12 protein-coding genes and 1 tRNA gene are annotated in these 13,051 nt (G+C 60.9%); 5 read left to right on the top strand and 8 right to left on the bottom strand.

Annotated elements, in window-relative coordinates:
* Positions 1–65: 65 nt before the first annotated feature.
* From nspC to ACL7TT_RS08150, 3 genes are all read left to right on the top strand, one after another.
* A complete protein-coding gene (gene nspC, locus ACL7TT_RS08160; RefSeq protein ID WP_413394571.1) occupies positions 66–1,259 on the top strand; it encodes a carboxynorspermidine decarboxylase in 1,194 nt (397 codons plus the stop codon).
* 68 nt (positions 1,260–1,327) lie between these two features.
* Positions 1,328–2,203: an agmatinase gene (gene speB / locus ACL7TT_RS08155; protein WP_413394569.1), complete on the top strand. Its 876-nt coding sequence runs from the start codon at positions 1,328–1,330 to the stop codon at positions 2,201–2,203.
* Between the two features lie 107 nt (positions 2,204–2,310).
* Positions 2,311–2,955, top strand: a complete 645-nt coding sequence (locus tag ACL7TT_RS08150; protein WP_413394567.1) for a DUF6515 family protein — start codon at positions 2,311–2,313, stop codon at positions 2,953–2,955.
* On the opposite strand, the gene ACL7TT_RS08145 is transcribed toward ACL7TT_RS08150, so the two are convergent.
* The 6 genes from ACL7TT_RS08145 to rpsF all read right to left on the bottom strand — a co-directional run bounded on the left by ACL7TT_RS08145 (position 2,945) and on the right by rpsF (position 7,701).
* Positions 2,945–4,036, bottom strand: a complete 1,092-nt coding sequence (locus tag ACL7TT_RS08145) for a winged helix-turn-helix domain-containing protein (protein WP_413394565.1) — start codon at positions 4,034–4,036, stop codon at positions 2,945–2,947. The genes ACL7TT_RS08150 and ACL7TT_RS08145 overlap by 11 nt on opposite strands.
* A 47-nt stretch (positions 4,037–4,083) precedes the next feature.
* On the bottom strand, positions 4,084–5,526 hold the full coding sequence (dnaB, locus tag ACL7TT_RS08140) for a replicative DNA helicase (RefSeq protein WP_299940974.1): 1,443 nt from the start codon (positions 5,524–5,526) through the stop codon (positions 4,084–4,086).
* A gap of 109 nt (positions 5,527–5,635) precedes the next feature.
* Positions 5,636–6,082, bottom strand: coding sequence for a 50S ribosomal protein L9 (gene rplI, locus ACL7TT_RS08135; RefSeq protein WP_413394563.1), 447 nt, complete (start codon positions 6,080–6,082; stop codon positions 5,636–5,638).
* Positions 6,083–6,116: 34 nt separating this feature from the next.
* Positions 6,117–6,959 (bottom strand): hypothetical protein, encoded by an 843-nt coding sequence (locus ACL7TT_RS08130; RefSeq protein ID WP_299940969.1) that lies wholly within the window; start codon positions 6,957–6,959, stop codon positions 6,117–6,119.
* A 43-nt stretch (positions 6,960–7,002) separates the two neighbouring features.
* A complete protein-coding gene (gene rpsR, locus ACL7TT_RS08125; protein WP_067084304.1) occupies positions 7,003–7,233 on the bottom strand; it encodes a 30S ribosomal protein S18 in 231 nt (76 codons plus the stop codon).
* 12 nt (positions 7,234–7,245) lie between these two features.
* Positions 7,246–7,701, bottom strand: a complete 456-nt coding sequence (gene rpsF / locus ACL7TT_RS08120) for a 30S ribosomal protein S6 (RefSeq protein WP_299940958.1) — start codon at positions 7,699–7,701, stop codon at positions 7,246–7,248.
* Positions 7,702–7,959: 258 nt separating this feature from the next.
* Between rpsF and ACL7TT_RS08115 the strand changes: the two genes are divergently transcribed.
* Positions 7,960–8,790, top strand: coding sequence for an alpha/beta fold hydrolase (locus ACL7TT_RS08115; protein ID WP_413394561.1), 831 nt, complete (start codon positions 7,960–7,962; stop codon positions 8,788–8,790).
* 167 nt (positions 8,791–8,957) lie between these two features.
* On the opposite strand, the gene rlmB is transcribed toward ACL7TT_RS08115, so the two are convergent.
* Positions 8,958–9,731 carry a 23S rRNA (guanosine(2251)-2'-O)-methyltransferase RlmB gene (gene rlmB / locus ACL7TT_RS08110; protein WP_413394559.1) on the bottom strand — a complete coding sequence of 258 codons (774 nt, stop codon included), beginning with the start codon at positions 9,729–9,731 and terminating at the stop codon, positions 8,958–8,960.
* Positions 9,732–9,743: 12 nt separating this feature from the next.
* Entirely contained in the window at positions 9,744–12,479 is a 2,736-nt protein-coding gene (gene rnr, locus ACL7TT_RS08105; protein ID WP_413394557.1) for a ribonuclease R, read from the bottom strand.
* Between the two features lie 238 nt (positions 12,480–12,717).
* On the opposite strand from rnr, the gene ACL7TT_RS08100 reads away from it, so the two are divergent.
* Positions 12,718–12,804 (top strand) — tRNA-Leu (locus tag ACL7TT_RS08100).
* Positions 12,805–13,051: the final 247 nt, after the last annotated feature.

The following is a 13,051-nucleotide window of genomic DNA, read 5'->3' as shown; positions in this document are numbered from 1 at the left end:
CACCCCTCCGCAAATCCCCCGGGCGGGCCAGGGGCCTGTCCGCCGCACCAGGATACAGCGCCCCCATGGACCTCACTCCCCGCATAGACTACTTCGGCAGTTTCGATCCCTATCGCGTACCCTCCCCCTGTTTTGTGATCGACGAGATCGCCCTGCACGATAATTTGGCGGTACTCGCCGATGTACAGGCGCGCAGCGGTGCCAAGGTACTCGCCGCCCTCAAAGCCTTCGCCATGTTCAGCACCGGCCCCATCGTCGCCGAATACCTGTCCGGCACCTGCGCCAGTGGCCTGTATGAGGCCAAACTGGGGTTTGAGGAATACGGCGGTCGAGACCGGGGCAAGGAAGTGCATGTGTTCAGTGCCGGTTACAAGGAGGGCGAGCTGCGCGAGGTACTGGCATTCGCCCACCATGTGATCTTCAACTCCTTCTCCCAGTGGCAGCGCTACCGGGCACTGTGCCTGGATATGCAAAAGCAGCGCCCGCAATTGCGCTTCGGCCTGCGCATCAATCCCGAGCATTCCGAGGGCCACACCGATCTCTACGATCCCTGCGCACCCTGTTCGCGCCTGGGCATCGTGCGCGCGCTGTTTGACGGCGAGTCCCTCGAAGGCATCAGCGGCCTGCACTTTCACACCCTGTGTGAGCAGGACTTCGAACCCCTGGAGCGCACGATTGCCGCGGTGGAAGAGAAGTTTGGCGACCTGATCCCGCAGATGGAATGGATCAACTTCGGCGGCGGCCACCATATCACCCGCCGCGACTATCAGGTGGAGGCGCTGGTGTCCGCGGTGCGCGCCTTCTCGGCAAAATACGCGGTACAGGTGTACCTGGAGCCCGGCGAAGCCATCTCCCTGTTTTCCGGCATCCTGGTATCCGAGGTGGTGGACACCGGCTGGAACGGCCAGAACCAGGCCATCCTCGACACCTCCGCCACCTGCCATATGCCCGACGTACTGGAGATGCCCTACCGCCCGGAGATTACCGGCTCAGCGCGGCCCGGCGAACTGCCCCACACTTACTGCCTGGGGGGACAGAGCTGCCTGGCCGGCGACAGTATCGGCGAGTACAGTTTTCAGGACCCCCTGAAGGCCGGCGACCGCCTGGTATTCGAGGAGATGGCCTATTACACCATGGTCAAAACCAATACCTTTAACGGCATTCCCCTGCCGGCCATCGCCCTGTGGAACTCCGATACCGACAAATTGCAAATGATCAAAGAATTCAGCTACCGGGATTTCAAAGAGCGCCTCTCCTAAGCACCCCAGCGGGAAATGGCCCAACAGCCCCCACTCACAAGCGCAACCTGCCGCCAGAGGAACTACACATGCTGTCAGAAAGGGATTACCCCATTTTTCTCGGCTCCGAAATCGAACAGCCGAAGCTGGAAGATGCCTTTTTCCATATCATACCCATTCCCTATGAAGAGACCGTTTCCTATGGGGGTGGCACCGGCAGGGGCCCGGCTTCCATCCTGGAGGCCTCCTGGCAGCTGGAGACTTTCGACAACTTTTCCTCCCCCTGCGAATTGGGCATCTACACCCGCTCACCGGTATCGGTGTCCGGTCCTGCGGAGCAGGTGATGGGCAATATTGCCGCGGCCACCAAAGCGGTGCTGGATTTAGGCAAGATGCCTGTGGGTATCGGCGGTGAGCACTCGGTGACCTGGGGCATTATCCAGGGCCTGCTCGACGCCGGTGAGACCGACTTCGGCGTGGTGCAGATCGACGCCCACGCGGACCTGCGTGACCGCTACGAGGGTCACAGGCACAGCCACGCCAGCGTGATGCGCCTGGTGGTGGAGGCCGGCGTACCGCTGTTCCAGTTGGGTATCCGCGCCTATTGTGAAGAGGAAGTGCAGGCGCGCAGGGACTACAAGGTAGGCTACCTGGACGCCCACCAACTGGTGCCCAACAACGTGCAGACCTTCCAGTTGCCGGAAAACTTCCCCAGCAAAGTCTTCTTTACCCTGGATGTGGACGGCTTGGACCCCTCGGTATTCCCTGCCACCGGTACCCCGGTACCGGGCGGCCTGGGTTGGTACCAGACCCTCAACCTATTCGAGTCCGTCGCACGACAAAGGCAAATCATAGGCTTCGATCTACTGGAATTTGCGCCGATCGAGGGCTTCCACGCCTATGATTTCGCCGCTGCGCAGCTGTTGTACCGGCTGATGGGGATTATTCAGCGCAATCGTTCCTGAACAGCCCATCATGAGATGATTGACAATTCTTAACCGAATAACCTGTCTTTACTACCACGATACGAGGTAGCATCCTGGATGTGAGTGACCACTTCGCTGGAGAAACCGTGAAACTGCTGAACAGTATACTTGGCGCCAGTGCATTCCTGGCACTGGCCACATTCGCCTTCGCTTTTAGCCCATCTGCCGATGCGCGCGGCTATGAACGCGGGGAAGACCATCACCATCACCGCGGCGGCTACTACCGCGGCCCCCGTGTTTCCATCGGCTTTGTCGCACCGGCATTACCCCTGGGACACGTGCGTGTTGCCGTCGGCGGGCGCCCCTATTATTACCACGGCGGTCACTTCTACCGCCACGGCCCCAGAGGCTATGTGGTGGTTGCCGCGCCCCTGGGCGCCTCTGTGGTGACCCTGCCAGCCAGCGTCGTACAGGTGCAGTTGGGCGGCGTGACTTACTACCAGTACGGCAATGCCTATTACCAGTGGGTGCCGGCCACCCGCACCTATGTGGTGGTGGCGCCGCCGGTACCGGCTCCCGCACCGGTAGCGGTCGTGCCGGCCCCCGCACCCGCGCCCGCTACCCCGAACCCCGGCCCCAATGGCTTCCTGCCTGGCCAGGTGGTTGAAACCCTGCCCACCGGCTACGCCGCCGAAGTGATTAACGGCATCCAGTATTACCGCTACGGCGGCAACCACTTTTTGCCCACCCAGCGCGACGGCCACGAAGTCTATGTGGTGGTCAAGCTGTAAGCGCCACCCCGGCTTCCAGCGCCTGGAAACGGGCAAACTGTCGCAAGGCCCGCTGAAGGCTCGCCTCGAGCGATGCACCGGGCCTTTTCACCCAATGCAGCGCCTCTGTACGCAGCACCCCCGCTTCCCTGTCCGCTTTCAAATCCACCAAACCCACAAACTGATCACCGTACAAAATCGGCAGGCAAAAATAGCCGAAACGGCGTTTGGCCGCGGGCACATAGCATTCCAACTGGTATTCAAAACCGAACAGACGGCGCAGGCGCTTGCGCTGCAACACCAGTGGATCGAAAGGCGATAGCAGGCGCACCTTGCGCGACATGCGCGCAGGACGCTTCTCCAGCTGCTCGGTCAGTATCAGTTCCCTCCCCAGCGGCGACAGCTCGCCGCTTGCCAGCATGGCCTCTACTGCTTGCTGTATCAGGGGCTTGTCTTCCCGGCGCAGGTAGGCAACTTCTTCGGCGCGACCAATGCCCTGGCACCCCAGGAAGGTACGCACCAGATGGCAGCCGTATTCCAGCGCTGAGGCGGCGCTGGTTGGCACCTTAGCCGGCAGTAGGCGTTCGGGCAGGTCAAAGACTTTCTGGAAGCCGTCGCGGTGGCTGACCATCAACTCACCTTCGTGAAACAGTTGTTCCAGGGCCTTTTTCTCGTCGGACCAGTCCCACCAGCCACTTTTGGTGCGCACAAAATCGCTGGCACGCAGTGGCCCCTCCTTACGCACGCGATCCAGCACATAACGGCACAGCCTGGCATTTTTCTCATACCAGTGGCGCTGGCCGGCGCGGATACGGTCCATACGCACGCGGGCGTAGGGATAGTGCGCCATGGGCAGGTAGGCGGCGGCATGGGACCAGTACTCAAAGATCTCGCGGCGCCGCTCGGCCCCGGCCAGTTGCGCTTCCCGATAATGGGGCAGGCGGTTGTAGAGCTGGTGGTGGTGGGCGCGGGTAATGCGCTGGATGGCGTCGAGCTGTAGCGCACCCAGATGTTTCAGCAGGGCGGAAAGATCCCCTGGCCAAGGGCTGTGGATAAACTGGCGCTCCAGCACCAGGGCGCGGATCTGTTGGTCAGATAACACACTATGACTCCCTCGGGCCCGGCTGGCGGGAAACTGCCGGGGCGGGCTTACTCGCCCTGGTAGTATTCCGGTGCCAGGTTATCGAAGCGGGTGAACTTGCCGACAAAAGCCGCCCGGCAGGTGCCGGTCTCCCCATTTCTCTGCTTGCCGATAATCAACTCCGCCATACCCTTGTCCGGGCTGTCCTCGTTGTAGTATTCATCCCGGTAGATAAACAGGATCACGTCCGCATCCTGCTCAATGGCCCCGGATTCGCGCAGGTCCGAATTCATGGGGCGCTTGTTGGGACGCTGCTCCACGCCGCGGTTGAGCTGCGACAGGGCGATCACCGGGCAGTCGTATTCCTTCGCCAGGGCCTTCAGGGAGCGGGAGATTTCGGAGATCTCCTGGGTGCGCCCCTCGCTGGCCCCCTGCACCTGCATCAGCTGCAGGTAGTCCACCATAACCACCGCCGGCAGGCTCCTGGCCTCGGCCTCCTCGCGGCTCAGCTCGGGATGCGCGAGCATCAGCTTATTGATGTGATCGCGCACCGTGCGCTTGGTGCGCGCACGCACCTCACTGGGACTGAGCGCCGGGGTATCGTCGATATACAGGGCCCTGCCTTTCATCTTCTGCACAGCGCTGGAGAGCTTGGGCCAGTCCTCCTCCTGCAGCTTGCCGTTCCTGATCCTGCCCTGGTCGATACGGCCGATGGACGACAGCATCCGCATCACCAGGCTGTCCGAAGGCATCTCCATACTGAAGACCAGTGACGGGCGCTCCTGGCTGAGCATGGCGCTTTCAATAAAATTCAGTGCCAGCGCGGTTTTGCCCATGGACGGGCGCGCGGCGAGGACAATCAGTTCGCCGGGCTGCCAGCCGGAAGTGCGCTGGTCCAGCTCGGTAAGGCCGGTGCTCAGGCCGGTGATATCCCCCTCGGTCTTGAACAGCTCATCAATGCGCTCCACCGTCTTTTTCAGCAGCGCGTCCACAGCGACGAAACCGCCCTCTTTGGCGCGCCCCTCGGCGATCTCTGCCACGCGGCGCTCCGCCATCTGCAGCAGATCGGCAGAGGCCAGCCCACCGGGATTGAAGCTGGTGCGGCTGATTTCACCGGCGGCGGCGATCAGCTGGCGCAACATGGCGCGCTCGCGCACGATCCTGGCGTAGGCGACGATATTTGCCGAGGAGGGGGTGTTCTCGGCCAGTTCCGCCAGGTAGGCGGGGCCGCCCACATCGCCGAGCAGGTCGCGACTGGTGAGCGCCTCGGCGAGGGTGACGATATCCAGGGGCTGCCCGCCTTCGGTCAGCTCGCGCATCACCGCGAAGATCCTGCGATGACTGGCGGTGAAGAAATCCTCCTCCCCCAGTTGCTCGGCAACGGCATCGATGCGGCCCGGGTCCAGCATCAGGCCACCCAGCACAGACTGTTCGGCCTCTACCGAATGGGGCAGTGGCGAATGCGCATCGCTGTGCACCTCCTGTTCCGGCGGGGCGTATTCGTCGTTCATTGAAACCTATTGGATAGCAGAAACAAAACGGGCGCTGACCCGGCAAAGGGTGCAGCGCCCGATTGTAGCGCGGCTGGTATCCCAGACACCAACCGCCGGCCGAAAAAACCTATTCGGCTTCGATCACAACTTTTACGACAGCCGTCACATCGGAGTGCAGCTGTACGTCCACCGCGTACTCGCCCACTTCGCGCAGGGTACCCTGTGGCAGCCGCACTTCCGCCTTGGCGACCGCAACGCCACCGGCGGTGATCGCTTCGGCGATGTCGCGGGTACCGATAGAACCGAACAACTTGCCTTCGTCGCCGGCGTTGGCGGCGATGGTGACAACCAGATCGGCCAGCTTGGTGGCGCGGCTCTCGGCTTCTGCCAGCTTGCCTTCGGCGGCGCTTTCCAGTTCAGCGCGCTTGGCTTCGAACTCGGCAATATTGGCGAAGGTAGCCGCAATTGCCTTACCCGTCGGCAGCAGGAAGTTGCGGCCAAAACCGGCTTTAACGTCAACGCGATCTCCCACGTTACCCAGTTTGCCTACTTTATCGAGCAGAATAACTTCCATCTCGGTTTCCTCAATTTCTCTATTGTGCGGTGCGCTACTTGGCAAAGCGCCCGCGAATATCTATCCAGCTATCTACCAGGGCCAGACCGCACAGGAATCCGGCCAGGGGCAGCCCACCAATCACCAGCATCACATACATCGCCACCAGAGGGCCAATACCCCAACCGCGACTGGCGACCAGCCAGTGAATCAGGGCGATACCCGCCACCACCATGGGGAAGGCGACCACCGCTCCCCAGAAGGCGTAGCCCGGCGTGACCAGGCCCAACACCCACAGCAGCATGCTCGCCGCTGCCAGCCACAGCGGCAGACGCAGCTGATGAAACTCCTGGCGGAAACCGCCGGGATTGTACAGCAGCGCCTGCCAGTAGCGCCCCAGTATCAGGGCCAGTGTGGCACTCATGGCCAATATCAGGCTGAGATACCCGGTGATCTGCAACTCACCTGAAAACACCTGCCTGAGCTCCTCCATGGGAACGCTGTTCGGCTGTTCCGCAGCCCGCTCCACTGCCTGCAGAAAGCCCTGCAGGAGACCGCCGCTGAAGTAGGAAGTGAGCCCTATGCTCACCGCCGAGACGGCAATTACGGTCAACAGGGCGGCAATCCATGAGCTGCGGCTGCGCAGCGCCACAGCACCGCAGAGCACCGCGACAAAATAGCCTGCGGATATGCCCGCCACCAAAAGTGGCACATGGCCGCTCATACCAGCGACAACAATCGGCAGCAGCGCCCAGGCCAATACCATCAGGCCGTCACTGCTGCCGCGGCGCAAACTCACCAGAGCGAGAATCGCCGGGCTGACAAGCGGTATTCCCAGCATGGTGAGAATGACTGCCCGCACGCGCCCGCGCATAATAAATTCAGCTACGGCGCGCATTTTCAGATAGCTTCTCTATTAATGAGCCTAAACAAACTGCGGCTCAGGCTTCGTGACTGTCCGTGTACGGCAGCAGGGCCAGGTAGCGTGCGCGCTTGACCGCGGTGGCCAGCTGGCGCTGATACTTGGCTTTGGTACCGGTGATACGGCTCGGAACAATCTTGCCGGTCTCGGACACATAGGCTTTCAGGGTATCGAGGTCTTTGTAGTCGATACGCTTGACACCTTCAGCGGTGAAACGGCAGAACTTGCGACGACGGAAAAAACGTGCCATCTGATAATCCCCTTACTCTTCGCTTTCAGCGTTATCGGAAGCGGTTTCTTCCGCAGCGTCGGAGGAAGCTTTGTCTTCCTCGGTGCGCTCGCGGCGTTCGCGGCGCTCGGTGCGCTCGGTGCGTGCCGCCTTGCGCTCACGGCTCTCTTTTTCCGCCTTCATGATCGGGCTCTCTTCTGTGATCGCCCCGTCTTCCCGCATGACCAGATTGCGAATGACCGCATCGTTGTAGCGGAAGTTGGTGGTCAGTTCCTGTAGAGCCTCTTCGGTGCACTCAACATTCATGAGAATGTAGTGGGCCTTGTGGATCTTATTGATCGGGTATGCCAGACGGCGGCGGCCCCAGTCTTCCATGCGGTGGACCTGTCCGCCAGTCTCGTTGATGGTAGAGGTATAGCGCTCCACCATACTAGGCACCTGTTCACTCTGGTCCGGGTGAACCAGGAATACAATTTCGTAATGACGCATTTTTGCTCCTTACGGGTTAAACAGCCTTCCGGAATTCCGGTTAAGGCAAGGAGTACGATGGGCTCAGGGAGATCGGGCCCACCGCGGGCGGCGTATTCTAGGCACTCGCGACCCCGCTTGCAAGTTCGCCGATTTGTGTTACGGCCAGCATCCACGGGCATGTGTCTTGGCGGATTGGGCCAGCAGGGTGTGCCGTCTGGTCATGGGCCGGAGGCGGACACTGGCCTATAGTGCCCGCAGATTGAAGCGAGAAGTACCATGCCCCAGGAAATCCACGCGCTGGCCTTTGGCCCCTTTCGGGTCCCCGTGACCATCACCCGCAACGGTGCAGAAAGCCCCCTGGCCCTGGTTATCCCCGCCATGGGCGTTCCCGCCAATCGCTACCGGCTTCTGCAGAAGGAGCTGCAATGCCTGGGCTACAGCACCGCCATCACCGAACTGCCCGGCACCGGCGAAAGCCGCCCGCGCCCGCACCGTGGCGCAGACTACGGCTATAACGCGCTGGTGTTTGCGTTTATTCCGCAATTGCTGCAGCTTTTGGAGCAACAATACACAAAAGGACCGGCGCTGATTCTCGGCCACAGTATCGGCGGGCAGACCGGAACCCTGGCAGCCAGGGCCGGCCTCACCGGCGACGCCCGGGTTGTGAGCATTGCTTCGGGCCATATCCACCACCGCTGTTGGCGCGGCCCCCAGCGCTACGCCCTGCTCGCCTTTGCCCCGATCGCCAGCCTCACCGCCAGCCTGCTGGGCTACTTTCCCGGTACACACATGGGCTTTGGCTGGCGCGAGGCGCGCGGGTTAATGAAGGATTGGGCCAGGGCTATCTACACTGGCCGTTTCGCTCCGGAAAAGTGCTTTGGTGCGCGCCGGCAAACGGCGCAACCCACCCTGCATATTGCCCTGGCCGGCGATACTTTCGCCCCCGTGCAGGCCGCACGTAAGCTGGCCGCCATTGTCGGTGGCGAGACCCGGGAGATGGCGGCCACCTATCCCAGCGGCAATCCACACCTGAGCTGGATCAAAAACCCGCGCCCGGTGGTTGCCGCCGTAGACCAATGGCTGGCCCGGCAATCCGTTTCAAGCTGAGCAGAAACAGGCACTTAATTGACAGCCGCTGCAAACTGGCGCGCCACAGCGGCCCAGCCTGCACGGGGCGGCGCCAAGGCCGGCACCTTTACTCCCTTTGTATACAGGCAATCACACAACTTGCACCAGTCATTCAAAGGGCGCTATTCCGCAGTCTGTGGGGGTTTTTAAGGATTTCCGGGGGCGTGGGTACTGCGCTGGCGCACCGCTTCAAACAGGCAGACACCGGCGGCGACCGACACATTCAAACTGCTGACTTCCCCCGCCATGGGGATTTTCACCAGGTGGTCACAGTGCTCGCGGGTGAGCCTGCGCAAACCGCCGCCCTCGGCCCCCAGTACCAGAGCCAGCGGCCCCGTGAGCTGGCTCTGGTAGAGACCTTGTGCGGCCTCCCCCGCGGCACCAAAGATCCATACGCCCGCCTGTTGTAACTGGCGCAAGGTGCGGGCAAGGTTGGTCACGGTGATCAATGGCAGTACCTCCGCCGCACCACAGGCCACTTTCCTGGCGGTAGGGGTCAGGCCGGCGGATTTATCCTTGGGGGCAATCACCGCGTGGACACCGGCAGCCTCTGCTGAACGCAAGCAGGCTCCCAGGTTGTGCGGGTCGGTCACCCCATCCAATACCAGCAGGAAAGGCGCCTCGCCCTTCTGAGCGAGTTGCTCCAGTATTTCCTGCAGGTACTTTTCATCATGGACCCGGGTTTCCCCGGCACAGAGCGCAATAACGCCCTGGTGATTGGCATTGTCTCCGCTTTTTTCATCCAGCGTACGGCGATCGACAAACTGCAGGGCAATCGCATTTTTTTCGGCCTGCTGGATAATCTTCTGCAGGCGCTGGTCATTGCGCCCCCGCAGTAACATCAGCGCCTGCACATTTTGCGGGGTGCCTTTCAGCAGTGCCTGTACCGCATGCAGGCCGTATACCACTTCCTGTTTCAATCTATCCCCCGGTCATTTTTTCTTTTTGCTGTTGGAAGAAGCCTTCTTCTTTTTTGCTTTAACGGTACTTGCCTTGCCTTTTCCCGTCTTCTGCGTCGCTTTGCGCGCAGCCACAGCGGGACGCTTTCCGCCCTTGCGCGGCGGTGTGCGCCTGGCGCCGCGACGCTTCGGTGCGGCATCTTCCTCTGACTTTTTTGCAGCCCCTTCGCTTACCGCCTTTTTGCGGGTGGACTGTTCCTGTTCCTCAGAGGCCTCTACCGGCACCGCCTCGCTGGCGCCAACTTTGCGCTTGCGGAAAGGGGGCACTGCCGCAGATCCACCCCAGGGACCGCCCCCGGTTGTACGCTGCGCATCCTTCTTCTGTTTGCCGCGGCGCTCGCGATCCACTTGGTGACCCACCGCCATTTCCATCGCACGCGTACTGACTTTGGTGGCTCCGGTCTCGCGGCTCCCGCCCTTGGCCCTGTTTTTGCGGGTGCGCGATACCAACTCCTGCAGGATAAAATCGACCTTGCGCTCTTCCAGGTTGACCCGCGCCACCTGCACCGTGACAGAATCGCCCAAATGGTAACGCTTGCCGCTGCGCTCGCCGATCAGGCGCTGATGTGCCTGCTCGAAACGGTAGTAATCCTTGGGCAGCGCCGTAACGTGAATCAGCCCTTCCACATATAAATCATCCAGCTCGACAAACAGGCCAAAGCCTGTCACCGCGCTGATCACCCCCGAATAGACATCGCCTACATGGTCCTGCAAATACTCGCATTTGAGCCAGCCGACCACATCCCGAGTGGCATCATCGGCGCGGCGCTCCGTCATGGAACACTGCTCACCCAACTGCACCATGGCCGGCATATCGTAGGGCAGGATATCCCCGCGATCGATGAGACCTGCGCCCGGTTCCGCGTGGACCTTTTGCGCCACAGCGCGCTTGTTGGCACTGCCATTGTGGATCAGCCAGCGCAAGGCGCGGTGCAGGAGCAAATCCGGGTAGCGGCGGATCGGGGAGGTGAAGTGCGCATAGGCACGGTAATCCAGGCCGAAGTGCCCGCGGTTTTCCGGCTGGTAAACCGCCTGGTTCATGGAGCGCAACAGCATCATTTGAATGATATGGGCGTCGGCACGCCCCTCGACCTGCTCCAGCAGTGCCTGGAAATCCTTGGGCTGGGGCTCAGTGCCACCGGGCAGACGCAGGCCCAGCTCACCCAGGTACTCGCGCAGGTTACTGAGCTTTTCCTCTTTCGGTACATCGTGTACACGGTAGAGCGCCGGCAACTCCGACAGCGCCATCAGGCTGGCAGCACAGACATTCGCCGCCAGCATGCACTCCTCGATCAGCTTGTGGGCATCGTTGCGCACAACGGGCACGATGCGCTCAATCTTGCGCTGGCTATCAAAAACGATACGGGTCTCGGTGGTCTCAAAGTCGATGGCACCGCGACGATCGCGGGCGCTCCGCAACGCCAGGTACAGGTCGTGCAGCCTGTCCAGGTGCGGCGCCAGCGCCGCAAACTGTTTGCGCAGGCCGTTGTTGCGCTTGTCGTCGCGCGCGGCCAGTAGCTGGCCCACCTGGGTATAGGTGAGGCGCGCGTGGCTGCGCATCACACCCTCAAAAAAGCGGTAGTCGAGAATGTCACCGGCACGATCAATCTGCATCTCGCACACCATACACAACCGGTCCACTTCGGGGTTGAGCGAACAGAGCCCGTTGGACAGTTTTTCCGGCAGCATGGGGACAACAAAATCGGGGAAATAGACCGAATTGCCACGCTTGTGTGCCTCTTCATCCAGGGCACTGCCCGGGCGCACATAGTGGGAGACATCCGCAATAGCCACCAGCAGCTTCCAGTTCCCGTTCGGCAACAGCTCGCAGAACACCGCATCATCGAAATCCCGCGCATCCTCACCGTCGATGGTCACCAGGGGGAGCTGGCGCAGGTCGACCCGTGCGCGCTTGTCTTCTTCAAGGACCTCTTCAGAGATCGCTGCCGCCTCGGCCTGCAGCGCGTCGGACCAGCTGTGGGGAACACCGTAGTTGCGGATGGCAACCTCAATTTCCATACCCGGTGCCAGGTGGTCACCGAGCACCTCAACCACTTTCCCCTGGGGCACCCGGTCGCGCCCGGGCTGGGTGACAATCCCCACCACCACATACTGGCCGTGCCCGGCACCCGCGGTGTCTTCCGCAGCCACCATGATGTCGAGATTGATGCGCGGGTTGTCCGGGCGCACAAAACAGATACCCTTCTCCAGGTACAGGCGCCCGGCCAACTGCTCGGTGTTATGCTTGATCACCCGCAACACCGCGCCCTCGCGCTTGCCGCGAAAGCCGCCCGGCGTTTCCCGCACCAGCACCTCATCACCATCGAATACCTTTCGCATCTGGCGATGGGACAGAAACAGATCCGGACCGCCATCACCGGGGATGACGAAACCAAAGCCATCGCGATGACCGATAACGCGCCCGCGAATCAGGCTCATTTTGTCCAGCACACCGAAGTCTCCGGCGCGATTGCTGGCAATTTGCCCATCGCGGGACATCGCAATCAGGCGCCGGCGCACCCCCTCGCGGCGATCCTCATCCTGCAACCCCAGCAGTTCCGCCACATCCTCCCAGGACACAGGGCCGGCCTGCTGCTCCAGCAGCTGCAGCAGGAACTCACGGCTGGGTACCGGTTTTTCGTATTTCTCCGCCTCGCGCTGGGCATGGGGGTCAGTACTGAAGGGGTCTGGGGTATTTCTGTGAGTCAAAACAGCATCCGTTGTTGAAAGGCGGCAGCCATGGCTACATCCGGGGATCATCCGGCCAAAAGCAGGCGGTAGAAAAGTAAGGAATAGTTCACTAATTTTCGTTGCAATTGCACGCAGTATAAGCGATTTTACAGCGTTTCCCGACCTTAACAGAAAGTGTAGAAAAAAGCGCAGGGAGCCGTTGACACCCCCCCGCCGGAACTCTATAGTTCGCGTCCTCAACGACACACGTTGAATAGCCCAGGTGGCGGAATTGGTAGACGCGCTAGCTTCAGGTGCTAGTGACCTTACGGTCGTGGAGGTTCAAGTCCTCTCCTGGGCACCATTCCCAAGGTCTTTAAAAAACAATCAAAAACAACGCAATTCACTGATTTTTATATAGTTTTTTAGTGAATATTTCGTTCTGTTGCCTCTGCTAGTTCTAAAAATTGAGCACCTATGGAGCACGTTTGTGGTCTTATTAAAGTGGCCACTCAGCAACTTCCAGCTCTACCAGTATTACTAGGGGATGGCATTTATCGAACCCTATTGATGATACCACCCCCCGCCCACAGTGGGCTGACCACTCTCAA

This window comes from Microbulbifer jejuensis, from assembly GCF_047289955.1.
Lineage (GTDB): Bacteria > Pseudomonadota > Gammaproteobacteria > Pseudomonadales > Cellvibrionaceae > Microbulbifer.
Note: the sequence above shows the minus strand (reverse complement) of the source record. Positions and strands in the feature narration are given on the sequence as shown.